Below are 23487 nucleotides of genomic sequence, written 5' to 3'. Positions count from 1 at the left end.
CGATGACACTCAATACGGGGCTGACGACGCTGCACGAGGACGACATCGCCAAGCATCAGGCGGTGGCGCAGGGGCTGGTGACGAAGCTCATCATTCTGGAGCGCGAGGATGCATCCGCCGGGACGACGCTTGCCGGCACCGGCCGCCGCTTCGTCTCGACGGTTTCGACCGGTGGCCAGCGGCGCACACGCGAAGTCGAGCTGACCAAGACCATTCAGTCAGTGCGCCAAGGCGATCCGATGTTGTCGCCGGCCCAGCACGCCGTGCTTTATCGCACACGCCGCGGTATTCAGGTGGCGCTCGCCGTGGCCGACGTCTTTGCGCGGCAGACAAACCTCGAGCAACTGCAGGCGAAAAACGCCACATCGCCGCTCGGAGGAGATGAGGCCAACCAGTTCAAGGCGCTGCTTTCGGCGTCTGCCTATGTCGCCGCGTTTACGCTTGCCGCCTATCTCGGCTCGACGCTTTCAGGTGAGGGCGAGCCGGTGGACGATGCGGTCGAGCCCGACTTTCTGTTCGACACGCCGCAGGACGCATTGAAGAGCCTCATCTCGGCGCTCGACCACGGCATTGCCGGGGCGCCTGACGATCTGGCGCTGACCGCCCGGGCGCGCGCCTTTTCGCGCGTGGCAGTCGAGGGGTTGATCGCGCGCAAGGCGCGGTTCACTGGACTGCAGAGCTTCGAGACCGTGCATATCCGGCTCGACCAGGACGATTTCACGCTGAACGGCTTCGATGTCGCACCGGGCCAGAAGCGCAAGCCGCTGGTGATGACCTTCAAGAAGCCCGAGGAGATCATCGGCAACCACATTGCCAAGTACCAGGCGTTGAAGCTTGCCAAGATGCTGATGGCCTATGACTTCGACCGGCAGATGAACCCCTTCGTCGAGCTTGGCGGCTTCCTCTTCACCTTCATCGGCGACGGCATGCCGGGCACCGGCAAGACGATCCTGATCCAGATGCTCGCCGGCATGCTCAACGAATATTGCGAGATTGCCGGCTACGCCTTCCATTACGAGAATTTCGGCGTTGACCAGATCTCCTCCTATCAGGGCAAATCGGGCCAGAACTGCAAGGAGTTCGTCAACAACGTCATCAACCCGCGCGCGATCGGCTTCGGCACGATCGACGATGTCGACCAGGTGGCGGCGAAGCGCTCCGATGATCGCGCTTCCGCCGGCCAGCATGAGGTGACGGCGGTGCTGATGGAGAGCTTCGCCGGTGCTTCGACGGTGGTGCGCGGCAACTGCACCTTCGGCATGTTCTCCAACTATCCCGAGAATGTCGACGATGCGCTGCGTCAGCGCGCCGGCGCCCGTTGGCTGGTCGACGGGCCGCAGACGGAAGACGACTATGTCGACATCTTCGCGCTGCTCGTTGGCAAGAACCACAAGATCCCGCTCGGCGAACACCAATTGTTCGAGGGGCAGGAGATCAAGCGGGCCGTGTCGCAATCCTATGCCGAGCACGCGCGGCCGAAGGAGGATGGCCTCATCGCCGTCTGGGAGCGTTACCAGAAGGAACGGGGCGCGCTCGCCTCGCTCGCCGATGTCGGCGCCTATCTGCACATGATCAAGGAGGCCGAGCCGCGCTTTACCGGCCGCGCGATCAAGAACATCACCGACGCGATCAAGCTGCGCGCCATGGATGTCGAGCTGCCGGATGACTGGTTCAGGGATGCCGGCTCGTTCATGCACAAGAGCTACGACGAGAAGAAAGCGATGATCGAGGCGCTACGCGGCCCGATCACCATCGACATGGTGCTGCAGGAGATCAACCGCTACGCCGACAGCGAATTCCGCTACACCGACAAATCCGACGATGCCGCCGTCACCGACATCATCCGCCGCGAGCGCCAGCGCGAAAAGGCGATCCGCGAGATCGAGGCGATGAAGCGCGACGGCCGGTGGCAGGGGTTATGATGGGAAGAGCTGACCGATGAAACGCTTGCTCGAAGCCGAGCTCATCTATGGACGGCTGCTCGATGTCTCCGAGCCGCACCTGATCGCGCGTTACAACAAGGCACTCGAAGGCTTCGGCCTGCGCCCGACGGCGTTGACGGCGTTCAGCATCGACATGACCGGGTTTTCGCCCGAAATCGCTGACGAACTGGGTGACCGTGATTATCTCGATCCGAACCGGGTCAACCGCCGGTTCATCATCATGACACCGGATCAGGCGGAGCTGCCGGTCGTGCATACGAGCTTCTCCAATACGGCGGCGCTGATGCACGAATTCTTCAACGCCAACGGCCGCGCGATCAATGCGATCACGATCAAGGACGCGCTCTACGGCGAGATCGAGGATTCGGTTTCGGTCGTCGACGACATCGACGACCTGCTGTCGATCAACGAGGTGCGTTTCCGGGTGCTGTCGGCCGAGGACATGCTCGGCAAGGCCGCCGAACTCAGGGGCCTCGTCGACCGGCTGAAGAAAGTGCCGACGGCCTGGGCCGACGACGAGATGCTGAACCGCATGGTCGAGCTTGCCAAGCTCACCGGCGATATCCGCCAGAATGCGCTGGTGCCGGACCAGCTCGTCTTCCGCCACGAAGCCTTCTGGGCCAATCATTTCGGGGGCGTCTATGTCTTTCTCGACGACAAGACGACGACCGTGATCTGCGACCCCTCGGTCCCCGGCTTCCGCCGCTCGCGGCCATGGCAGGTCAGCTATATCGCCATCAACGATCATGCCCGGATCTACGACTTCCTCGCCTCGACCAAGCGGCTGCAATTGCCACAGGCGTCCTGGGTGGAGGAGTCGGGGCTCTATCAGCACCGGGCCGACATGATCGTGCGCGGGCTGATCGACGAAATTGACCCGACGGCCGATCTCGCCAATGCCGACCGGATCTGGCTGCAGACCTGGATGCACCGCAATGCGGCTGTCGTCGCGAGGGACGGGGCCTATCCGTTCCTGCAGGAGATGATCCGCATGGTTGCCGCGACCGGCACGATCAAGATGCAGGACGTGGCGCCGGCGAACCGCTTCATGCTGGTGCGCGCAGCACCCACCCATCCCGACCAGTGGCTGGTCAACCGACTGATTTCCCAGCTCGTGCCCCGCGATTTCGTCTCGCGCTTCGTCTTCGACAAGCAGGGTTTCTACGACGCCTACGAGCGCTATGGCGAAAGCTTCAAGGCCTATGTTGTGGCGACGCTGACGGGTTCATATCTCAAGGACAAGGCGGCCTTCCGCCACAAGCTTTACGGCCTCAGAGAGGAATAGGACATGTTCGATCCGATCGTTGCGTTTTTCCAGCGGGTCTTTACCGCGATCGGCCGCGGCATAGGTCTCGCCGTTGCCTGGCTGCTCTGGCCGTTCGTTGCGGCCAGTAACTGGTATCGGCAGCGGAGCTGGATCATCAAAGGACCAATCGGCATCGTTCTGCTCGGCCTCATCTTCCTCTACGGCTATTTCATCTGGCAGACGCAGGCCTGGACGAACTTCGATCCTGACTATGTCGAGCGTTACAAGCTGGCCGAGCACAAGGTGCCGGCGGGCTCGCCGAAGAGCGGCCCGGGTGCGACGACGGGCCAATCGACGACCGGTGCGGCGGCAACCAACCTTGCGGCGGCGGCTGCACCGCAGACCGAATCGACACCGGAGGCGCTGGCGGTGGTGCAATTGCCTGCCGGTACCGTGTGCCAGACCTCGGCAATCGTCGATGTCGCCGCCGACCTTATCGATTACAATGTCAACGAGAATGCGTGGATATCGTCGATGCTGCTCTACAAGCTCGGGTTCTTCGGGCTTGACTGGGACGACACGCCCTGGCTCGACAACAAGGCGTCGTTCCAGCGCGGCATCAACCAGGCGGTGCGCCGCACCTCGGTCGAACTGGTCGATTCGCTTGGTCGCGTGCGCGGCACGTCCGGCATCAACAGCGACCTGCAGAGTGCGCGCGGCAATATCCAGTTCGATGAGGAGACCTGGTATTTCGGCCTGAACCCGTTTGGCCCGAAGACGCCGACGCCGAGCTTCTACCGGGCGGCGATGAAGGACCTCAGGGCCTTCAACATCTCGCTCGGCAAATGCGAAGCGATCTTCGACGGCCGCTCCGACAACCTCGTCGAATTCCTCGACCGTGTTGCCAACGATCTCGGCAACACCTCGGCGATCATTCGCGAACGGTCGGAAAACCACAATGGCGGCTGGTTCGACACGCGCGCCGACGACCGCTTCTGGTTCGCCTATGGCCAGCTCTACGGTTATTACGGCATTCTGTCGGCCGCCGGCGCCGACTTCGACAACGTCGTTGCCCAGCGCGGCCTGACGCCGATCTGGACGGAAACGATCAAGCAACTGCGCGCCGCATTGCGCATCCAGCCGCTGATCATCTCCAACGGCGAGGAGGCCGGCTGGATCATGCCGACGCATCTGGCGACGATGGGCTTCTATACGCTGAGGGTACGCTCGAACATCGTCGAAATGCGCGATATCCTCGCCCGATAGGGCTGAACGGCAAGGTGGCGCCTGAACTTCCGGGCGCTGCCGCAGACCTTACTTGAGTTAAAGCGGGATGCGGGCCGAAAGCCGCAGACACGTTTCCTCATCTCGCTCCGGCATCGCGAACTGCGCCTTGAAAGGCGTGGATGAAAACGAGACCCTGGGGAGGGGACATGTCATGACCGAGGTTAAGTCCGATATCGAGATTGCGCGTGCGGCGAAGAAAAAGCCGATCCTGGAGATAGGGGCGGCACTCGGCATCCCGGCGGAAGATCTGCTGCCCTACGGCCACGACAAGGCTAAGATCGGGGCCGATTTCATCGCCCGCCAGCGCGAAAAGAAAAACGGCCACCTGATCCTGGTGACGGCGATCAATCCGACGCCGGCCGGCGAAGGCAAGACGACGACGACGGTCGGCCTCGGCGACGGGCTCAACCGTATCGGCAAGAAGGCGATCGTCTGCATCCGCGAGGCGTCGCTCGGCCCCTGCTTCGGCATCAAGGGCGGAGCCGCCGGCGGCGGTTACGCACAGGTGGTGCCCATGGAGGACATGAACCTCCATTTCACCGGCGATTTCCACGCCATTACTTCAGCGCACAATCTGCTCGCGGCGCTGCTCGACAATCACATCTACTGGGGCAACGAGCAGAACGTCGACATCCGCCGCATCGCCTGGCGTCGCGTGATGGACATGAACGACCGGGCACTGCGCAGCATTGTCGGGCCGCTCGGTGGTGTCGCGAATGGTTATCCGCGCGAGACCGGTTTCGACATCACCGTTGCATCCGAGGTCATGGCCATCCTCTGCCTGGCAACCGATCTGAAGGATCTCGAGAAGCGCCTCGGCAATATCATCGTCGGCAACCGACGCGACAAGAGCCCGGTGTTTGCGCGCGACATCAAGGCCGATGGCGCGATGGCGGTGCTGCTCAAGGACGCGATGCAGCCGAACCTAGTGCAGACATTGGAAAACAATCCCGCCTTCGTGCATGGCGGTCCCTTCGCCAACATCGCCCATGGCTGCAATTCGGTGATCGCGACGACGACGGCGCTGAAGCTCGCCGACTATGTCGTGACGGAAGCCGGCTTCGGCGCCGATCTAGGTGCGGAAAAATTCTTCGACATCAAGTGCCGCAAGGCGGGGCTGAAGCCCGATGCCGCGGTGATCGTCGCCACCGTCAGGGCGATCAAGATGAATGGCGGCGTCAAGAAGGACGATCTCGGCAAGGAAAACCTGGAGGCCCTGCGCAAGGGCTGCGCCAACCTTGGCCGGCATGTACAGAACGTTAAGAAGTTCGGCGTTCCCGCGATCGTCGCGATCAACCACTTCACCTCCGACACCGAGGCCGAGATTCAGGCGATCAAGGACTATGTGACGACACTCGGTGCCGACGCCGTGCTCTGCCGGCATTGGGCCGAGGGGTCGGCGGGAATCGAAGAACTGGCGCGCAAGGTGGCGGATCTGGCCGAGGGCGGCCATTCGCAGTTCTCGCCGCTCTATCCGGATGACATGCCGCTCTTCCACAAGATCGAGACAATCGCCAAGGACATCTATCATGCGAGCGAAGTGATCGCCGACAAGTCGGTGCGCGATCAACTGCACACCTGGGAGAACCAGGGCTATGGCCACCTGCCGATCTGCATGGCCAAGACACAATATTCCTTCTCGACCGACCCGAACCTGCGCGGCGCGCCGAGCGGCCATGCGGTGCCGATCCGCGAGGTGCGACTTGCGGCCGGCGCCGGTTTTATCGTGGTCATCACCGGCGAGATCATGACCATGCCCGGCCTTCCCAAAGTGCCGTCGTCGGAGAAGATCTTCCTGAACGAGCGGGGTTACATCGAGGGGCTGTTCTAGAGCGACCGACTGGCCTGATCGAAACAACGCCGCGCATCCGGCGGGATGCGCGGCGTTGTCGTGTTTTGCATTCCTTTATCTTCGCTTCCAGAATGGAAGTTAGGCAGTGAGGCTGAGGAAGTCGGCCTTGCCGATCGAGACGCCCTTGTGACGCAGGATGTCGTAGGCCGTCGTCAGGTGGAAATAGAAGTTTGGCAGAACGAATCTCAGCAGATACTCTTCGCCCGTGAGCGTCACTTTCAGGGTCGGGAAGTTGAGGACGACCTCGCGGCTGCCGCTATCCTCCAGGTCGACGGGGCGCACAATTTCAAGAAAAGCAACCGTGTTGGCGATGCGCTGACGCAGTTCGTCCAGGGTCTTTTCCTCGTCCGGAAAACGGGGAACCTCGATCGAAGTCAGGCGCCCGACCAGACCCTTGCTCGTGTCGCTCACTCGCTGCACCTGGCCGGCAAGCGTCAGCATGTCCGGCGCCAGCCGGGCAATGACGAGATCATCAGGGGAGATGCCGTTGTCGCGCGCATGAGCCTCGGCCTTGTCGAGCAGTTTGGTGAGCACACCAAGACCGCGAATGAATGCGGGAATGGAGAGCTGGTAGATCGTCAATGCCATGACACATTTCCTTGAGACTGGGCGCAAAACGGGTGGATTTTCCTCATGCCTGTATTTGGGAGCCGGGGTGCCGTCCTGCAAGGCGCGCCGACCGGTATCTTTGTGGTTATGAGGCTGGCCGGAGGCGACTGAACGCGGGCCTGCGGCACTGGCCAGGACATGGGGTCTCGTGCATTGATCGGAGGCGACCTTTGCGCGACACGCAAGGCGTACGCCACTGTAGCAGACACAATGGACACCGCGATGACGCCCCAGGATTTGCAGACCTATCTTCACGCCCATATCCCGCTTTCGGCGGCGATGCAGGTTCATGTAGAGGAGGTAGCGGAAGACCATATCCTGCTCTCGGCGCCCCTGGCACCCAACATCAATCACCGCGAAACGGTGTTCGGCGGCAGCGCCTCGGCGCTATCGATCCTGTCGGCGTGGTCGCTCTTGCATGTGCGGTTGCGCAAAAGCGGCGTGGCTGCGCGCCTGGTGATCCAGAGCAACCGCATGGACTATCTAAAGCCGGTGGCCGGTGCCTTTTCGGCTCGCTCGTCGCTAGCGAATGCCGGGCAGTGGCCGAGCTTTCTGCGATTGCTCGAACGGCGGGGCAGGGCGCGGGCCGTGGTCGTTGCCGACCTGCTTGACGGTGGAGAGGTGGCCGGGCGTTTCGAGGGCGAGTTTGTCGCCCTCGGCTATAGCAATGACTGAGTTGCGGCGACCGGGCTAGGTGATCCCCGCCTAGCGGCAATAGCGATAGTCATTGCGCCGATCGATCACGTCGAGATGCAGGTGGGTTTCGTGGGCGGCGTCGCTGCCGGGATCGAGCACAGTCTTGAAATACAGGCAGGCGGAGGCGGTGACCGCGCGCTGGAAGGCGCCGTCCATCGTGCCATCCTCGTCGCGCGGCTGGATGGCGATCGTCGTTCCGTCGCTCAAGCGGAAGGACGCGATGTCGACGGCGTTGCCGTGGGCATGTTCGGAGATCTTGCCTGACGTTGCATTGTTGCGCAGGCGGCAGATATAGGTCGACGCCTGGTTCAGCGCCTTGATCTTGATGTTCTTGTCGAAGGCGACCTCGGCAGCCGGCTGGGCGGCTTCCTTTGTCCAGCGTGCCAGCGCCAGCGCCGTTTCGCACCGCATCACTCCCTTCGGCGCGAGCGTAACGTCGGGCAGAATGCTGGTGACCTCCAGTGGCTTGTCGATGCCGCAGCCCTTGCCGTCGTCGATGCGCTTGGCTTCGACAAACGTCGCGCCAACCGCTTTCAGGTCGGCGAGGCACTTGGCATATTCGGCAGCATTCTCCGTCTCGACCGGTGGATAGACGATTGGCGCCGGTGCGGGCTTGGCATCCTTCTTCTCGTCGGCGCGCTGGTCCTTTTCGTCCGCCGGCAGCTTCTTGTCCTTTGTCGATTGCTCGTCTCCATCCGCCTGCTTCGGCTGCGGAACGGGCTGTTCGCCGTTGGCTGCCGTCGGCCCTTTCTCCGTCGCGCCCTTGCCGTCGTCCGCCGGTGCCGCCGGCTTCTTGTCGGGTGTGGGAACAGCCTCTTCCGCTCCTGCATCCGTCGGCGGCTTTTCTATCGGGATGGGGCCGTGTTTCGGCAGGCTGGCGCCCGTCAGGATCAGGAGTGACAGCAGGATCAAGGGGAAAGAGCGACGCATCCAGTACCTTTCTCACTGCCCGCGCGGCGGGCTTTGAGCGGAGGGAACGCGCAGAACCGGATCTGGTTTCATGAGATCGCGATGTTTTGGGTGGAATCGATCCAATCATAAACGTGACCGATTCCAATAAATTAGAGCGGGATGCGGGCGGAAGGCCGCATGTACTTTTGCTCGTCCGCTCCAACTCTCCGGCAAAAGCGTTGCAGTTCGGCAACGCCTCGAATTGGCACGACCCCACAAATTGTGGGGAGTATCTTTATATGTTGACAAATAAACTCATGTTTTTTATGCGGCATAAATGAGGCGACGACATGTCGCAACGCCCAGAACGCGCCCAGCCAGCCCCTTGAGTTTGCCGCTCAACAGCAAGCCCGGCCTCGAACCTCAAAGGATTGGTCCATGCTCACCCGGCATCGTCGCCAGGCCCTGTTGGCTTGCACGACAACTCTTGCAATTTCAGTCGCCACCGTCGCATTCGCCCAGAGCCCGACAAACCAGGCAAAGCCGGAAGAGAAAATGGCTGAGGAGACCAAGAAGGGCGAAACCTATCTGTCGCCGATCGTTGCCAAGGGCTCGCGCACCGCTGACCCCTATGCCAAGGCCGGCCCGGTCAGCGTCGTCACGTCCGACCAGATCGACCTGCAATCCGGTCTCGAGACCGACGACCTGCTGCGCGGCGTTCCCGGCACGTCGACCGCCAACAACCCGCAGAACCCGGGCGTCGCCGTCAACATCCGCGGCTTCGAGGGGTCCGGCCGCGTCAACATGATGATCGACGGTGTGCGCCAGAACTTCCGCTTCACCGGCCATGAAGCCCAGGGCTTTGCCTATTTCGATCCGGCATTCCTGTCCGAGATCGATGTCACCCGCGGTGCCGTCACCGGTGTCGGCGGCGGTGCTTTGGCCGGTTCGGTCAACTTCAAGACCTACGACGTCGAAGACCTGATCCAGGACGGCAAGAACTACGGCGGCATCGCTTCTGCCACCTACGGCAGCAACGAGGCCGGCTGGTCGGAATCTTTGATCGGTGCCTATCGTTTCAACGACGTCTTCTCGGTGCTCGGCGGCATCAGCAAGGCTGATCCCGGCAACTACGACAACGGCAACGGCGTAACGGTGCCTTACACCGAGGAAGACCTGCTTTCCGGCCTGTTGAAGTTCGAGGTGACTCCGGATCAGGACCACACCTTCAAGCTCACCGGCATCACCTATGACAACGACTTCTTCGCGAACTCCTACTTCCAGAACGTGAAGAACCAGACCGTTTCGGCCAGCTATTCCTATACGCCGGACAACGAACTCATCGATTTCCGGGCGAACGCCTATTGGAACCGGCTGAAGATGAAGTATGACACCGATATTCGCGGTGGCGGCACGGCGGCCGGTCGTCGCATCACCGACACGGGCAAGGGCTTCGACATTTCGAACACCTCGCTGTTCGATCTCGGTGAGGTTGCCGTCCGGGCGAACTACGGCGTCGAATACTTCCGCGACGACTATGACGTCATCAACAGCACGGCGCGCCCGTCTGGCGGCGTCAACGGCAGCGGCACTAATGCCACGACCGGCGTCTTCAGCAACACGACCTTCACCTATGGCATCGTCGACCTGACGGCCGGCCTGCGGTGGGATCACTTCAGCCTCGATGGCTCCGGCGCCGTGGTGCGAGGCAACCCGATCGGCCTGCCGGCGGGTCCCTACACGGTCGACAAGTCCGACGGCCGTCTCAATCCGAGCGTCACGGTCGCGCTCAACCCGACGGACTGGATCCAGCCCTACGTGACCTACGCCGAGACCTCGCGCTCGCCGACTGTCAACGAAACCTTTGCAGGTGGCACGCACCCGGGTACGAGCGGCCAGTCGTTCTTCCCCAATCCGTTCCTCGAGCCTGAAATCTCGAAGGGCTGGGAAATCGGTGCGAACTTCACCTTCGACGGGCTGCTCGATCCCAGCGACAGCCTGCGTGTGAAGGCGAACTACTTTCACAACCGCATCGACAACTACATCACCGCAGCGCTGCTGGGTGGCGGTCGCCAGATCTTCTTCGTCAACAATCCCGGCACGTCGACGGTGCAGGGCTTCGAACTCCAGGCGGCCTATGATGCCGGCTATGTCTTCGGTGATCTCGCCTACACCTACACCGACAGCAATTTGCCTTCGCAGGTCAATGGATTCGGTGTCCAGAGCTATCTGCCCGACAACATCATCAGCGCAACGCTCGGTGCGCGCTTCCTCGAAGACCAGCGCCTGACGGTCGGCACGCGGCTCTATGCCGTGTCGAACGCATTCGTCGGCGAGATCAACCGCACGCCGCCGAACGTTCCGGGCTATGGCCTCGTCGACCTCTTCGCGAACTACAAGTTCGAGAACGGCTTCGAGGTGACGGCGACGGTGACGAACCTGTTCGACAAGACCTACACGCCGTCGTCGAGCACGATTGCAGGCAGCACGATCGATACGGGCCGCGGTCGCACCTTCCTGGTTACGGCGAAGGCGAAGTTCTGATAGGATGAGATCAACTCCAGTCGGGCGGCTCGCAAGAGCCGCCTCTTTTTTTGATCGATCCGTGATATCCGGCGCGGCTTTCCCGCTTGCGCAAGGCATCAACCCACGCTAACACTTTCGCCCATGGAAAATGCACGCAACATTTCGACCTGGTGGTGGGCTCGCTGAAGCGGCCTTGACCAGTCATGCGTGATTGAGAGATGAAGCCGCCCGGAGATTTCGAGGCGGCTTTTTTCATGTTTGGGCCGCTCAAGGACCGGGCTTTTACGGAGCGAGGCGAATGGCAACGGTAATTCTCGAGGGCGGAGCGGAGAGCTACACCACCAAAGGCGGCATCGTGGTGACGCGCAGGCGACGCGAAGCCTCCTATACGCAGGCGATCGCGAGCTATGTGGACAAGCTCGATGAACGCCGCGGCGCGGTGTTTTCCTCCAACTATGAATATCCCGGCCGCTACACCCGTTGGGACACGGCCGTCGTCGATCCGCCGCTCGGCATTTCCTCGTTCGGCCGCGCGCTCTGGATCGAAGCCTATAACGACCGTGGCGAAGTGCTGCTGTCGATCATCGCCGAGCAGCTGAAGACAGTCGCGGACATCACCCTCGGCGCCTCGACCAGCCGCCGCCTCGATCTGACGATCAATCAGCCTGACCGCGTCTTCACTGAGGAAGAGCGCTCGAAGATGCCGACGGTGTTCAGCGTGCTGCGCGCCGTCACCAATCTCTTCCATTCGGCCGAGGACGCGAGCCTCGGCCTTTATGGCGCCTTCGGCTACGATCTCGCCTTCCAGTTCGACGCGATCGACCTGAAGCTCAAGCGTCCCGACGACCAGCGCGACATGGTGCTGTTCCTGCCGGACGAGATCCTCGTCGTCGACCACTATGCCGCCAAGGCCTGGATCGACCGCTACGATTTCGCCAAGGATGGCAAGACGACCGAAGGCAAGGCGGACGAGATCGCGAGCGAACCATTCCAGACAGTCGACAGCATCCCGCCGCATGGCGACCATCGCCCCGGCGAATATGCCGAGCTCGTCGTCAAGGCGAAGGAGAGCTTCCGCCGTGGCGATCTGTTCGAAGTGGTGCCCGGCCAGAAGTTCTTCGAGCGCTGCGAGAGCAAGCCTTCGGAAATCTCCAATCGGCTGAAGGCGATCAATCCGTCGCCCTATTCCTTCTTCATCAATCTCGGAAACCAGGAATATCTCGTCGGCGCTTCGCCGGAAATGTTCGTTCGCGTTTCCGGCCGCCGCATCGAGACCTGCCCGATCTCGGGTACGATCAAGCGCGGCGACGACCCGATCGCCGACAGCGAGCAGATACTGAAGCTCTTGAATTCCAAGAAGGACGAATCCGAGCTCACCATGTGCTCGGACGTCGACCGCAACGACAAGAGCCGCGTCTGCGTGCCCGGCTCGGTCAAGGTCATCGGCCGCCGCCAGATCGAGATGTATTCGCGCCTGATCCACACGGTCGACCATATCGAAGGGCGGCTGCGCGACGATATGGATGCCTTCGACGGCTTCCTCAGTCACGCCTGGGCGGTGACGGTCACCGGTGCGCCGAAGCTTTGGGCCATGCGCTTTATCGAAAGCCATGAGAAGAGCCCGCGTGCATGGTATGGTGGCGCGATCGGCATGGTCGGCTTCAACGGCGACATGAACACGGGCCTGACGCTGCGCACGATCCGCATCAAGGACGGCATCGCCGAGGTCAGGGCAGGGGCGACGCTGCTCTACGATTCAAACCCGGAAGAAGAAGAAGCCGAAACCGAACTGAAGGCCTCCGCCATGATCGCTGCCATTCGCGATGCGAAATCCGCCAACGCCGGCAAGGCAAGCCGCGACGTTGCGGCGGTCGGCGCCGGCGTCAACATCCTGCTCGTCGACCACGAAGACAGCTTCGTTCATACGCTCGCGAACTATTTCCGCCAGACTGGGGCAACCGTCACGACGGTACGCACGCCGGTCGCGGAAGAGATCTTCGATCGCGTCAAGCCGGATCTCGTCGTGCTTTCGCCAGGACCCGGCAATCCGAAAGATTTCGACTGCAGGGCAACGATCAAGAAGGCGCGGGCCCGCGAACTGCCGATTTTCGGCGTCTGCCTCGGTCTGCAGGCGCTTGCCGAAGCCTATGGCGGGGACCTGCGCCAACTCGCGATCCCGATGCACGGCAAGCCGTCGCGCATCCGCGTGCTGGAACCGGGCATCGTCTTCTCCGGTCTCGGCAAGGAAGTGACCGTCGGGCGCTACCACTCGATCTTCGCCGATCCGTCGAGCTTGCCTAACGACTTCATGATTACAGCTGAAAGCGAAGACGGCACGATCATGGGTATCGAGCACACCAAGGAACCGGTGGCTGCAGTGCAGTTTCACCCGGAATCGATCATGACGCTTGGCGGCGACGCCGGCATGCGGATGATCGAGAACGTCGTGGCGCATCTTGCCAAGCGCGCCAAGATCAAGGCCGCCTGAGCATTCCCGCATTCGGGCGATGCTGACGTTGGGAAGATCTTGACGATATTGAAGAACCAAGGGGCCGCTTCCGTCATGGAGGTGGCCCTTTTTGTTCCTACCGTGTCGCCTGAATGGCTGGCGCGCGCTCGCAGCGATCGGCAAAAAGCCGCTCGCCCAGGAAATCGACGAACACGCGCACCTTTGGCGATAGATGGCGGTTTGACAGCCAGAGGAGGTGAAACTGTCCGGGAGCGTCGAGATAGGCGTCGAGCACCGTGCGGAGCCGGCCGTCACTGAGTGGCTGGCGCGCGAGGAAATCCGGCAGGCAGCCGATGCCGAGACCGCTGAGGACGGCGCCGCTGAGCGCCTCCATGTTGTTGCTGGTGAGCACGGTCTTGATCTGCGGTCCGGGTCCGTCTGAGGGCATGGCGATCGGCCATTCCTGCAGCTTCCGGCTGTTGGGAAAACGGAAGCGGATCGCATGGTGCCCGTCGAGGTCACGCGGGCATTCGGGTGTGCCGTGCCGATCGAGATAGGCGGGGGCGGCGCAGAGCAGAAGCTGGAACGGTCGCAGCGCCCGGGTCATCAGCCGGGAATCCGGCAGCACGCCGCTGCGGACGGCGACGTCGACTTCCTCGTCGATCAGATCGACGATGCGATCGTTGAAGTCGAGGTCGAGCTCGATTTCGGGGTGGCGCCGCACGAACTCCGGCAGCACCGGTAACAGCAGATGGTAGCTGACGATCGGCACGCTGACACGCAGCCGTCCGCGCGGAACGGCCACCGCCTCGGCCAATGAGGCTTCTGCATCGTCGAGGTCGTCGAGAATGCGGCGGCAGCGCTCGTGAAAGAGGCGTCCCTCCTCGGTCAGCCGGATACTACGGGTCGAGCGCTGCAGCAGGCGCACTCCGAGCTGCTTTTCGAGAGCAGTGACTGCCTTGCCGACCGCGGAGGCGGACAGGCCGAGCACGCGCCCAGCGGCGACGAAGCTGCCGAGATCGGCGGTGCGCACGAAGGCGGTCAATCCACTCAGGCGATCCATTGCTGACTTCCTATTCGAGCGTTCTGTTCCGGTATGCCTGTCCTCTTGGCACAATTCTCAGCCGATTATGGCGAAACTATCCTGCATTCGTCAATCGATGCCCAAGCGGCGGACGTCCAGCTGCAGGTTTCCAGGAAGTCTGTGTGGGTATCTCCTTTGCTCCAACGGATGGACGATATGAGAGAAAAGTTCAAAGACGGGCGCGGACGCCGGTTCGTGCTGCTCGCGGTTTGCTGCGCGGCGGCTGCGATGCCGCTCACCTTCACGGGACCAGCCGTGGCGTTGCCGGCGATCAGCCGCAGCCTCGGCGCCGATCCGATCGCGCTCAATTGGGTCACCAATGCCTTCATGCTGACCTTCGGCAGTTCGCTGATGGCGGCAGACGCAGTTGCCGACAGTTTCGGTCGCAAGCGCGTCTTCCTCGGCGGACTTGCTGCCTTCCTGCTGTTCTCGGCTGCTCTGGCATTCGCCGGCAATATCGTCTGGTTCGACGTGTTGCGAGCGCTTCAAGGGATAGGCGCAGCCGCCGCCTTCTCCGGCGGCATGGCCTCGCTCGCCCAGGAGTTCGAAGGAAACGAGCGGCTGAGAGCCTTCAGCCTCGTTGGCGCCAGCTTCGGCGTCGGCCTCGCCTTCGGGCCAATCGCCTCGGGCCTCATGGTCGAGGCCTTCGGGTGGCCCGCGATCTTCCTGCTCGTCGTTGCTCTCGCTGGCCTGGCGCTGGCACTTGGAGCGGTTTTGATGCGGGAGACGCGGGATCCGGATGCCACGGGCCTCGACTGGAAGGGAGCTGCGAATTTCACCGCGGCGCTGACTGCGCTCACCTTCGGCATTTTGCAGGCACCGGAAAGCGGCTGGAGCCACCCTCTCGCGGTCGCCATGTTCGCGGCCTCCGTGCTTTTCTTCCTGGCCTTCTGGTGGATCGAGCGCTCGGTCGCGCGGCCGATGCTCGATCTGACGCTGTTTCGCTATCCGCGCTTCGTCGGCGTGCAATTGCTTGCGGCCGCTCCCGCCTATGGCTTCGTCGTTTTGCTGATCCTGCTTCCCGTGCGTTTCATCGGCATCGAAGGCATGAGCGCGGTCTCAGGTGGCCAGATGATGATCGCGATGTCTGCGCCGCTTCTGATCCTGCCGATTGCCGCAGGTCTGTTGACGCGCTGGTTCACGCCGGCAGCGATCTGTGGAGCGGGCTTGCTGATCTCGGCGGCAGGGCTCTTCTGGCTAAGCCGGTTTCCGGTGGGTTCCGAGCCGGCCGTGCTGCTCGCACCTCTGCTGTTGATAGGACTTGGCATCAGCCTGCCCTGGGGGCTGATGGACGGGCTTGCCGTCAGCGTCGTGCCGAAGGAGCGCGCGGGCATGGCGACGGGGATCTTCAGCACCACGCGCGTGGCAGGCGAGGGGGTTGCGCTCGCGATCGTGACCGCAGTTCTCTCCGCGCTCACCGCTTCGAACCTGGGGCCGGAGGCCGGCGCGAATGCCGCTGCAATGGCCCAGCGCGTCGTGACTGGCAACCTTACGGACGCAGCGCTGCTTGCACCGCAGACATCGCACGCCGTTCTCCTCCACGCCTATGGCGATGCGTTCAGTGCCTTGCTTTGGCTGCTGACTGGCATCACGGTGGCGACCGCAGCCGTCGTGTTCTTCTTCATTGGCCGGGGCAGCAAGGTTGCCGACGGCGACGAAATCGAAGCCAAGCTGTTGGCCCTCGAGGTCATTGCCTGCGGAGAAACCGGAGCCAGCCGAACCAAGCTTTGACAAGCGGGGCCCAATCGCTCATATGCTTAGCGATAGACCGCCTGCGCGAAATTCGCGCGGGCGGTTTTGCGTTTCAATGGGCTTGCGTTTGCAACTCGTTTGCATCTGCATAGGGAATGATAAAAATGTCTGCGTCCGACAACAGAACCGTCCTGCAGCTTGCCTTTTGGGGCATTCCGCTGTCTCTGGCCGTGCTGGGGCTGAAGCTTCTCGCCTGGTGGCTCACCGGCTCGGTGGCCCTTTTGTCCGATGGCCTCGAGTCCACGGTCAACGTGATCGCCGCAGTGATCGCCTATCTGATGATTGGTTATGCTTCCAAGCCGGCGGATGCCGGCCATCCCTTCGGCCACCACAAAGCCGAGTATTTTTCAGCCGTCATCGAAGGCGTGCTGATTGTCGTTGCAGCTCTTTTGATCGTCTGGGAAGCGGTGCCGGCGATCATGGCGCCGGTGGTGATGGAAGCGCCGGCTCTGGGCCTGGCGATCAACTTCGCCGCGGGAGTCGTCAACGCCATCTGGGCCTATGTGCTGATCACAGCCGGCCGCAACCATCGCTCGCCGGCGCTGAGTGCCGATGGTCACCATATCCTGTCGGATGTCGTCACCTCGATCGGCGTTCTCGTCGGCCTCGTGCTTGCCATCGCGACCGGCTACGCGATCCTCGACCCCCTGCTCGCCGTCGTCGTCGCCTGCAACATCCTCTTCCAGGGCTGGATGGTGATCTCGCGTTCGATCGATGGATTGATGGACCGGGCGGTTTCGGGGGAAGAGGAAGAGGCGATCAAGCAGGCGATCGCCGCCAATGCCGCGGGGTCGCTCGGCGTGCACGATCTCAAGACCCGTCAGGCCGGTCCGGCCATCTTTGTGGACTTCCACATGGTCGTGCCGGAAGCGATGCCGGTCGGCGAGGCGCACGATATCTGCGACCGGATCGAGGATGCGATCCGTGTGGTGCATCCGGGCGCCAGGATAGCGATCCATGTGGAGCCGGAGGGCGAGAAGGCGCACGGCGTGCGCGTCAAGACGACGTCAGCGCGCCATTGAAAACACAAACGGCCGATATCGCTTGAACTGCGAGAAGATTTCCTTCTTAAGGCAGTTCTGATTTAAGGGCCGCAAACGGGGCGGGTCGGCGAGGGCGCAAGCCGGTATCGACCGAACCCACGCGCGGATGTTCTCACGGAGCAACAGGCAAATGAGCAAGACTGACGTATCTGGCCTCTCGCAATTGGGCGCGAAGGTCGACCTGCCGCAAAGCCCGGAAGAGGCGGTGCTGGAGCGGGTGCCGAGTGGCAACAAGGGCAAGGACTATCTGGTGCGCTTCACCGCGCCGGAGTTCACCTCGCTCTGCCCGATGACCGGGCAGCCGGATTTCGCCCATATCGTCATCGACTATGTGCCGGATGAGTGGCTGGTGGAATCGAAGTCGCTGAAACTGTTCCTGCACTCCTTCCGCAACCACGGCGCCTTTCACGAGGACTGCACCATCGAGATCGCCCAGCGGCTGGTCTCGCTGCTTTCGCCACGCTGGCTCCGCATCGGCGCCTATTGGTACCCGCGTGGCGGTATCCCGATCGACGTCTTCTGGCAGACCGGCAAGCCGCCGGAGGGCCTGTGGCTGCCCGATCAGGGCGTGCCGACCTATCGCGGTCGCGGGTAAGGGAAAAAGCGGGGTCTCCGCTACGGCTTGAAAGCCCGGCGTTGGCGCCAGGCATCAGCGATGCGCGCGGCAACCTGATCGGTTGGTTCGTGCGTATCCACTTCGAGGTCGTAGTTGCAGTGGGCATGCGTCTTGAGGTGAAACCGGGCTTCACCGATCGTGCGATCGCCGCGCTCGCGACGCTCAAGGTCTTCGATAGGCGCATGAACGCCGATCCAGAAGACGTCCAGATGTGCTGTCAGTTTTCTGATCTCGTCGGACCAGCTTTTCTCCTCGACGATATGCTCGACGATCAGATCGTTGCCGGCCTCGGCGAAAGCCGCAATCGAGCAGTGAAATCCGTCGAAGAACCTGTTGCGTTCGCCGCGCATCCCATGGTGCATGCCACGCTTGAGCACCCGAAAGCCGGCGTCGGCAAGCTGATCTGACGCATAGTAGCAGAAGGGCTCCGGGAGGATTTCCCGGAGCGCCTTTGCCAGCGTGGATTTTCCGGAACTGGACGTGCCGTTCAGAAAGATAATGCGTCCGTGCTGCACGTTTCCTGATCTCAGCCGAAGATCAGGGCTGCACCCGCAACTGCCGTCAGCCCGCCGAGGATGCGCGCCAGCACGTTGCCGCCGGAAAGGCGCTGAAGGGCGATGCCGAGACCGATGCCGGCTACATGAAGCGCTGCGGTCGCGCCAATGAAGCCGACCGAGAAGGCGAGTGCCCCGGCGCTGCCAAGCTCACCGCCATGGGCGTGGCCGTGGAAGAGGGCAAAGACGCCGACGATGGCCGCCGATGCAGCGGTGTCGAGGCGCACCGCCATGGCGACGAGCAGGCCGAGTGCGACCACAGAGGCCAAGATCGCCGGCTCGACGAAGGGCAGTCCGACGCCGGCCATGGCGAGCGCGAAGCCCGCCGCCATCATGGAGACGAAGGCCGTCGGCACGATCCACAGTGCCCGGCCGCCAATCTGGGCGGCCCAGAGGCCGACGGCGACCATGACGAGGATATGGTCGAGGCCGAAGAGCGGATGCGAGAAGCCGGCCGCAAACGAGCCGTTTTCTTCCGGGTTGAGGTGGGCGAAGGCCGGGGCGGCGGAAGCGATCAGCGCCGCGGCAGCAATCAGGATGCGTCTGTTCATGCGTGTCCCCATGGATCGGCGAGGCCTGGGAGGATGGCCCCGTTCTGAATGTTTGGCGCGGTTGATTTTATTGGCCTTTGTCCACCTGTCTATACGGCATTTGGCGGTAGGTGTTTTTACCATAAGCGAAGTGCGCCTTGCCGCTTTGTCGCCGCTTCGGTTTGTTGCATTGTCTTCGGCGTCGAGTCGCATTATCTGACTTTGACTGAAGACTTCATGAGACGCCGGAGAAACACGGATGTACGACAACGACGACGAGGACGACAAGAAGACCGAATTGCCGCTCGGCAAGGAAACGGAGGCGAACCTTTTCAAGTCGCGTTCGATTTTCATCTACGGCACGATCACCCAGGAACTGGCGCAGAAAGTGTGCTCGCAGCTCGTGGCGCTTGCGTCGGCCAGCGATGAGGACATCCGTCTCTTCGTCAGTTCGCCGGGCGGCCACGTTGAATCCGGCGACAGCATTCACGACATGATCAAGTTCGTGAAGCCGAAGGTCTGGACGATCGGCACCGGCTGGGTCGCATCCGCCGGCGCGCTGATTTATGTCGGCGTTCCCAAGGAGCGTCGCCTTTGCCTGCCGAACACCCGCTTCCTGCTTCACCAACCGTCGGGCGGCACCCGCGGCATGGCTTCGGACATCGAGATCCAGGCACGCGAAATCATCAAGATGAACGAGCGCCTCAACAAGATCTTCTCCGAAGCGACCGGCCAGACGGTCGAAAAGATCGCCAAGGACACCGAGCGCGATTACTGGCTGTCGGCTGAAGAGGCCAAGAGCTATGGTCTCGTGTCGCGCATCATCACCTCGGCTGCGGACATCTGAGTTCGCTCAGCCGAACGGATATGAAGGGCACCGGCATCGCGGCGGTGCCCTTTTCTTTTGCAGCGACCTGCGCGCATTGTGCCGCTTGCTCCGGTTCGGCAAGCCGTGTATAGGCTTTGACCATGACCAAGGCCGACGCACACCAGATCGCTACGATCTCTGCTGCACACGATGACAATCGTGCGCCGCTGCGCGCCTTCGCCTCGCTTCTTCTTCTCGGCCTTACTCGCGGTTGCCGGGTTCGCTGAGGAGCGCCCGGCGGCCGAAAAGCCACGCCGGCGGATGCTCCTCGACCCCACAAGAGTTTTAGGACAAAGGCGCGCCCGCCGCTCCATTTGCCATCGCAATCCGGTCCCCGATCGGTTATGGCAATGCGGCCAGAGCGCTCAGTGATGAAGAGAAGCTGCAATGATCCAGAAATCCCATTCCATCAAGAACGGCATGCCGGAAGCGTCGGTGAAGTATCAGCCTTACCCGCAGATCGCACTCACCGACCGCACCTGGCCGTCGAAGACGATCACCAAGGCGCCGATCTGGTGCTCGGTTGACCTGCGCGACGGTAACCAGTCGCTGATCGACCCGATGGGTCACGATCGCAAGGCCCGCATGTTCCAGCTGCTGCTCGACATGGGCTTCAAGGAAATCGAGATCGGCTTCCCCTCGGCCTCGCAGACCGACTTCGACTTTGCCCGCTGGTGCATCGAAGAGGGTAACGTCGCCAAGGACGTGTCGCTGCAGGTGCTGGTGCAGTGCCGGCCCGAGTTGATCACCCGCACCTTCGAGGCGCTCGAAGGCGCCCACCAGCCCATCGTGCACTTCTACAATTCCACCAGTGAATTGCAGCGCCGCGTGGTCTTCGCCAAGGACGTCGCCGGCATCAAGCAGATTGCCACCGACGCTGCCAAGATGATCACCGACATGGCGGCCAAGGCCGGTGGCGGCTACCGCTTCGAGTATTCGCCCGAGAGCTTTACCGGCACCGAACTCGAAGTGGCGCTGGAGATCTGCAATGCGGTCACCGAAATCGTCAAGCCGACTCCCGAAAACAAGCTGATCCTGAACCTGCCCTCGACCGTCGAGATGGCGACGCCGAACATCTATGCCGACCAGATCGAATGGATGTGCCGCAACCTCGACAACCGCGAAAACCTGATCATCTCGCTGCACCCGCACAACGACCGCGGCACCGGCATTGCCGCCACCGAGCTCGGCCTGATGGCTGGCGCCGACCGCGTCGAAGGCACGCTGTTCGGCAATGGCGAGCGCACCGGCAACGTCGACGTCGTCACCCTGGCGCTGAACATGTTCACGCAAGGCGTCGACCCGCAGCTCGACTGCTCGGACATCGAGCGGATCAAGGAAGTCTACGAATACTCCAACCAGATGGTCATTCCGGAGCGCCATCCATACGTCGGCGAGCTGGTCTATACGGCCTTCTCTGGTTCGCACCAGGACGCGATCAACAAAGGCATGAAGGCGATCAAGACGGCCAACAAGCCGCTCTGGGAAGTGCCGTATCTGCCAATTGATCCGCGCGACGTCGGCCGTTCCTACGAGGCGATCATCCGCATCAACTCGCAGTCGGGCAAGGGCGGCATCGCCTACATCCTGCAGGAGGATTACGGCATCAACCTGCCGCGCAACCTCCAGGTCGAGTTCCGCGAAGACATCCAGCGCATTACCGACGAGGAAGGCAAGGAGGTGCCCTCCAGGCGCATCCACGAGCGCTTCATCGAGCGCTATGTCGAGCAGCCGGGCGCGCGCATCAAGTTCGTCGATCACCACACCTATCCGGTCGGCGAGCACAAGGGCGTGCGCGTGGTGGCCGCCGAGATCACCGACAATGGCGAGGTGAAGCGCATCGAAGGCAAGGGCACCGGCCCGATCGACGGCTTCATCAACGCGCTGTCGATCTACCTCGGCATCGATCTTTCGGTCGCTGACTATTCCGAGCACTCACTGCAGCACGGCTCCAACGCGGCGGCCATCGCCTATGTCGAGATGGAGCATCCGGGCGGAAAACTGTTCGGTGCCGGTATCAATACCAACATCGTTGCCGCCTCGCTCGAAGCGATCGTGTCGGCGGCGAACCGCGTTCTGGAAATGAAGCGCGGCTGATCAACAAAAACGCCGCGTGCCCTCAATGGACGGGCGGCGTTTTCGATCAATCGTTGAGACAGGGCAGTCGCAGCTCGGCATGACGGCGTCATGCCGACGCGCCGGTCGTCTGTTATGCCTGCCGCGCCTTGCGGTTGGCGTAGCGCCGGTCGCGTTCGGCCTTGCGAGCGGCCTCGTCCTCGATCACGCGCGAAATGCGGCTCCGGTCAGCGGCCTCGCGTGCCTCGGTCTCGGCTCTAGCAGCGGCTGCGATGGCGGCCTCGCGCTCTGCCGCCTCGGCCTGCAAACGCTCGCGCTCCTCGGCCTTCGCCCGTTCGCGACCAGCGCGCCGTTCCTCGCGGGCCGCAGCGACTGCCTGACGCTCGGCCTGGCGGGCGAGCTGGGTCGGTTCTGCGGCTTCCTTTGCCGCGCGGTAGGCTTCAAGAAGCGCTTTCTTCGCATCGGCAGCGGCGCTGCGACGGTCGGTGAGTTCACTGTTTCTGATGTTTCTCAAGTCTCTCTTCCAGTTGAGGTGTCACCCTGACTGAAGGTCAGGTTTTTCTGACGCGTTTCGAAATGGGGGCGGCAGCACCCGCCAGACGATCTTGCAATTCCTTCGCCAGGCGTGCTTCGCGCAGGCGCGAGGTCTTCTCTTCGCGTGCCTGGACGATGGCGTCGAGTTCCTCGACTGCGCTGCCTCGAGCAAAGAATTGCGATTGCTCCTTGGCAAAGGCAATCTCGGCCCGCTGGCGCGATTTGGTGTGGGTCTCTGTCATGGGGGATCCCGATCTTACAGGCGCGTCGACGGCAGTCACGTCATTCCCGATGTGCAACGCAGTCGCGGGAACGTGCATTCGATGCGCGGAAATAAAAAAGGCCAGGCATATTGCCTGACCTTGATGGGTATCATGCTCTCGGCAGTGCCAGTACATCCGTGGTCAAGGGAGAGCCGATACCGATTCAGGCCGCCTGAAGATTGCAGGCCGACATCTTGCCCGACTTGTTGTCGCGCTCCATGTCGTAGGAGACCTTCTGGCCTTCGACGATTTCGCGCATGCCAGCGCGTTCGACGGCGGAGATGTGGACGAAGGCGTCCGGGCCGCCGTTGTCAGGCTGAATGAAGCCGAAGCCCTTGGTGGAATTAAACCATTTAACTGTGCCGGTGGTCATGATGAACCCTCTCATAGCATATTGAACGACCGCGACGCGGGAGCGCTGCGGATGGTGATAGCGATTTTTGAAAGGAAGGTTCGTTCAGGGCGCAGTTGCTAGATGCGCGGTAACCAAAGCTTAGCAAGCAAATATCGATTTGCCAGAGATAGAGGTAAAGTATTGCAATGTCAACCTTTGGTTTTTTCTTGCCGATTTTTGCCAATTTTGCGGGAGCTGTGACGCTGCAATTCGGACTCAATATTTGGCCATCGCGGTAGTGTATTTTGCGACGTGGTCGCAGGTGTAACCGTTT

21 protein-coding genes are annotated in these 23487 nt (G+C 62.1%); 13 read left to right on the top strand and 8 right to left on the bottom strand.

Annotated elements, in window-relative coordinates; translation table 11 throughout:
• The first annotated feature begins 2 nt into the window (after positions 1-2).
• The 4 genes from ACTJKE_RS20255 (at position 3) to ACTJKE_RS20240 (ending at position 6307) form a co-directional block, all read left to right on the top strand.
• On the top strand, positions 3-1922 hold the full coding sequence (locus tag ACTJKE_RS20255) for an AAA family ATPase (protein ID WP_440692247.1): 1920 nt from the start codon (positions 3-5) through the stop codon (positions 1920-1922).
• Between the two features lie 16 nt (positions 1923-1938).
• A complete protein-coding gene (locus ACTJKE_RS20250) occupies positions 1939-3228 on the top strand; it encodes a DUF6638 family protein (RefSeq protein WP_057253039.1) in 1290 nt (429 codons plus the stop codon).
• A gap of 3 nt (positions 3229-3231) precedes the next feature.
• On the top strand, positions 3232-4455 hold the full coding sequence (locus ACTJKE_RS20245) for a DUF2333 family protein (RefSeq protein WP_093234002.1): 1224 nt from the start codon (positions 3232-3234) through the stop codon (positions 4453-4455).
• Positions 4456-4627: 172 nt separating this feature from the next.
• Entirely contained in the window at positions 4628-6307 is a 1680-nt protein-coding gene (locus ACTJKE_RS20240) for a formate--tetrahydrofolate ligase (protein WP_058321158.1), read from the top strand.
• Positions 6308-6406: 99 nt separating this feature from the next.
• Here the strand turns inward: ACTJKE_RS20240 and ACTJKE_RS20235 are convergent, their stop codons facing one another.
• On the bottom strand, positions 6407-6916 hold the full coding sequence (locus tag ACTJKE_RS20235) for a DUF1993 domain-containing protein (protein ID WP_058321157.1): 510 nt from the start codon (positions 6914-6916) through the stop codon (positions 6407-6409).
• 243 nt (positions 6917-7159) lie between these two features.
• Between ACTJKE_RS20235 and ACTJKE_RS20230 the strand changes: the two genes are divergently transcribed.
• The gene (locus ACTJKE_RS20230; protein ID WP_058321197.1) at positions 7160-7612 is read left to right on the top strand and encodes a thioesterase domain-containing protein; all 453 of its coding nucleotides are present in this window, start codon (positions 7160-7162) and stop codon (positions 7610-7612) included.
• Between the two features lie 30 nt (positions 7613-7642).
• On the opposite strand, the gene ACTJKE_RS20225 is transcribed toward ACTJKE_RS20230, so the two are convergent.
• A complete protein-coding gene (locus ACTJKE_RS20225; protein ID WP_112994336.1) occupies positions 7643-8563 on the bottom strand; it encodes an extensin family protein in 921 nt (306 codons plus the stop codon).
• Between the two features lie 399 nt (positions 8564-8962).
• Here ACTJKE_RS20225 and ACTJKE_RS20220 point away from each other — a divergent pair, with 399 nt between their 5' ends.
• The 3 genes from ACTJKE_RS20220 to ACTJKE_RS20210 all read left to right on the top strand — a co-directional run bounded on the left by ACTJKE_RS20220 (position 8963) and on the right by ACTJKE_RS20210 (position 13538).
• Positions 8963-11068 (top strand): TonB-dependent receptor domain-containing protein, encoded by a 2106-nt coding sequence (locus ACTJKE_RS20220; RefSeq protein ID WP_440692243.1) that lies wholly within the window; start codon positions 8963-8965, stop codon positions 11066-11068.
• Between the two features lie 123 nt (positions 11069-11191).
• Entirely contained in the window at positions 11192-11236 is a 45-nt protein-coding gene (gene trpLE / locus ACTJKE_RS20215; protein WP_192494823.1) for a trpE operon leader peptide TrpLE, read from the top strand.
• Positions 11237-11348: 112 nt separating this feature from the next.
• Positions 11349-13538 carry an anthranilate synthase gene (locus ACTJKE_RS20210; protein ID WP_112994338.1) on the top strand — a complete coding sequence of 730 codons (2190 nt, stop codon included), beginning with the start codon at positions 11349-11351 and terminating at the stop codon, positions 13536-13538.
• Positions 13539-13635: 97 nt separating this feature from the next.
• Here ACTJKE_RS20210 and ACTJKE_RS20205 read toward each other — a convergent pair whose 3' ends face one another.
• A complete protein-coding gene (locus ACTJKE_RS20205; protein WP_058321153.1) occupies positions 13636-14562 on the bottom strand; it encodes a LysR substrate-binding domain-containing protein in 927 nt (308 codons plus the stop codon).
• Between the two features lie 177 nt (positions 14563-14739).
• Here ACTJKE_RS20205 and ACTJKE_RS20200 point away from each other — a divergent pair, with 177 nt between their 5' ends.
• The 3 genes from ACTJKE_RS20200 to queF all read left to right on the top strand — a co-directional run bounded on the left by ACTJKE_RS20200 (position 14740) and on the right by queF (position 17973).
• Positions 14740-16314 carry an MFS transporter gene (locus ACTJKE_RS20200; protein ID WP_440692241.1) on the top strand — a complete coding sequence of 525 codons (1575 nt, stop codon included), beginning with the start codon at positions 14740-14742 and terminating at the stop codon, positions 16312-16314.
• 125 nt (positions 16315-16439) lie between these two features.
• Entirely contained in the window at positions 16440-17357 is a 918-nt protein-coding gene (locus ACTJKE_RS20195; RefSeq protein WP_113133449.1) for a cation diffusion facilitator family transporter, read from the top strand.
• A gap of 151 nt (positions 17358-17508) precedes the next feature.
• Positions 17509-17973 (top strand): preQ(1) synthase, encoded by a 465-nt coding sequence (queF, locus tag ACTJKE_RS20190; RefSeq protein ID WP_057253061.1) that lies wholly within the window; start codon positions 17509-17511, stop codon positions 17971-17973.
• A gap of 20 nt (positions 17974-17993) precedes the next feature.
• Here queF and ACTJKE_RS20185 read toward each other — a convergent pair whose 3' ends face one another.
• Both ACTJKE_RS20185 and ACTJKE_RS20180 read right to left on the bottom strand, forming a co-directional pair.
• On the bottom strand, positions 17994-18509 hold the full coding sequence (locus ACTJKE_RS20185) for a chloramphenicol phosphotransferase CPT family protein (protein ID WP_440692238.1): 516 nt from the start codon (positions 18507-18509) through the stop codon (positions 17994-17996).
• A gap of 11 nt (positions 18510-18520) precedes the next feature.
• On the bottom strand, positions 18521-19099 hold the full coding sequence (locus ACTJKE_RS20180; RefSeq protein ID WP_057254325.1) for a HupE/UreJ family protein: 579 nt from the start codon (positions 19097-19099) through the stop codon (positions 18521-18523).
• Positions 19100-19337: 238 nt separating this feature from the next.
• Here ACTJKE_RS20180 and ACTJKE_RS20175 point away from each other — a divergent pair, with 238 nt between their 5' ends.
• Together ACTJKE_RS20175 and leuA are read left to right on the top strand one after the other, a co-directional pair.
• Entirely contained in the window at positions 19338-19925 is a 588-nt protein-coding gene (locus ACTJKE_RS20175) for an ATP-dependent Clp protease proteolytic subunit (protein WP_057253064.1), read from the top strand.
• A 408-nt stretch (positions 19926-20333) separates the two neighbouring features.
• On the top strand, positions 20334-22043 hold the full coding sequence (gene leuA, locus ACTJKE_RS20170; protein WP_057253066.1) for a 2-isopropylmalate synthase: 1710 nt from the start codon (positions 20334-20336) through the stop codon (positions 22041-22043).
• Positions 22044-22155: 112 nt separating this feature from the next.
• On the opposite strand, the gene ACTJKE_RS20165 is transcribed toward leuA, so the two are convergent.
• The 3 genes from ACTJKE_RS20165 to ACTJKE_RS20155 form a co-directional block, all read right to left on the bottom strand.
• On the bottom strand, positions 22156-22536 hold the full coding sequence (locus tag ACTJKE_RS20165) for a DUF6481 family protein (protein WP_057253069.1): 381 nt from the start codon (positions 22534-22536) through the stop codon (positions 22156-22158).
• Positions 22537-22573: 37 nt separating this feature from the next.
• Positions 22574-22798, bottom strand: coding sequence for a hypothetical protein (locus tag ACTJKE_RS20160; RefSeq protein ID WP_057253071.1), 225 nt, complete (start codon positions 22796-22798; stop codon positions 22574-22576).
• Between the two features lie 184 nt (positions 22799-22982).
• Positions 22983-23192, bottom strand: a complete 210-nt coding sequence (locus ACTJKE_RS20155; RefSeq protein ID WP_053248201.1) for a cold-shock protein — start codon at positions 23190-23192, stop codon at positions 22983-22985.
• Between the last annotated feature and the right edge of the window lie 295 nt (positions 23193-23487).

Origin of the sequence: Ensifer sp. 22521 (assembly GCF_052044795.1) — a bacterium.
Lineage (GTDB): Bacteria > Pseudomonadota > Alphaproteobacteria > Rhizobiales > Rhizobiaceae > Ensifer.
Note: the sequence above shows the minus strand (reverse complement) of the source record. Positions and strands in the feature narration are given on the sequence as shown.

Coding starts and splice junctions, on each gene's coding strand:
- ACTJKE_RS20240 (WP_058321158.1), top strand. CDS start 4,628: ATGACCGAGGTTAAGTCCGATATCGAGATTGCGCGTGCGGCGAAGAAA.
- ACTJKE_RS20250 (WP_057253039.1), top strand. CDS start 1,939: ATGAAACGCTTGCTCGAAGCCGAGCTCATCTATGGACGGCTGCTCGAT.
- ACTJKE_RS20195 (WP_113133449.1), top strand. CDS start 16,440: ATGTCTGCGTCCGACAACAGAACCGTCCTGCAGCTTGCCTTTTGGGGC.
- ACTJKE_RS20210 (WP_112994338.1), top strand. CDS start 11,349: ATGGCAACGGTAATTCTCGAGGGCGGAGCGGAGAGCTACACCACCAAA.
- ACTJKE_RS20235 (WP_058321157.1), bottom strand. CDS start 6,916: ATGGCATTGACGATCTACCAGCTCTCCATTCCCGCATTCATTCGCGGT.
- ACTJKE_RS20155 (WP_053248201.1), bottom strand. CDS start 23,192: ATGACCACCGGCACAGTTAAATGGTTTAATTCCACCAAGGGCTTCGGC.
- ACTJKE_RS20220 (WP_440692243.1), top strand. CDS start 8,963: ATGCTCACCCGGCATCGTCGCCAGGCCCTGTTGGCTTGCACGACAACT.
- ACTJKE_RS20160 (WP_057253071.1), bottom strand. CDS start 22,798: ATGACAGAGACCCACACCAAATCGCGCCAGCGGGCCGAGATTGCCTTT.
- ACTJKE_RS20230 (WP_058321197.1), top strand. CDS start 7,160: ATGACGCCCCAGGATTTGCAGACCTATCTTCACGCCCATATCCCGCTT.
- ACTJKE_RS20200 (WP_440692241.1), top strand. CDS start 14,740: ATGAGAGAAAAGTTCAAAGACGGGCGCGGACGCCGGTTCGTGCTGCTC.
- queF (WP_057253061.1), top strand. CDS start 17,509: ATGAGCAAGACTGACGTATCTGGCCTCTCGCAATTGGGCGCGAAGGTC.
- ACTJKE_RS20255 (WP_440692247.1), top strand. CDS start 3: ATGACACTCAATACGGGGCTGACGACGCTGCACGAGGACGACATCGCC.
- ACTJKE_RS20205 (WP_058321153.1), bottom strand. CDS start 14,562: ATGGATCGCCTGAGTGGATTGACCGCCTTCGTGCGCACCGCCGATCTC.
- leuA (WP_057253066.1), top strand. CDS start 20,334: ATGATCCAGAAATCCCATTCCATCAAGAACGGCATGCCGGAAGCGTCG.
- ACTJKE_RS20180 (WP_057254325.1), bottom strand. CDS start 19,099: ATGAACAGACGCATCCTGATTGCTGCCGCGGCGCTGATCGCTTCCGCC.
- ACTJKE_RS20245 (WP_093234002.1), top strand. CDS start 3,232: ATGTTCGATCCGATCGTTGCGTTTTTCCAGCGGGTCTTTACCGCGATC.
- ACTJKE_RS20225 (WP_112994336.1), bottom strand. CDS start 8,563: ATGCGTCGCTCTTTCCCCTTGATCCTGCTGTCACTCCTGATCCTGACG.
- ACTJKE_RS20175 (WP_057253064.1), top strand. CDS start 19,338: ATGTACGACAACGACGACGAGGACGACAAGAAGACCGAATTGCCGCTC.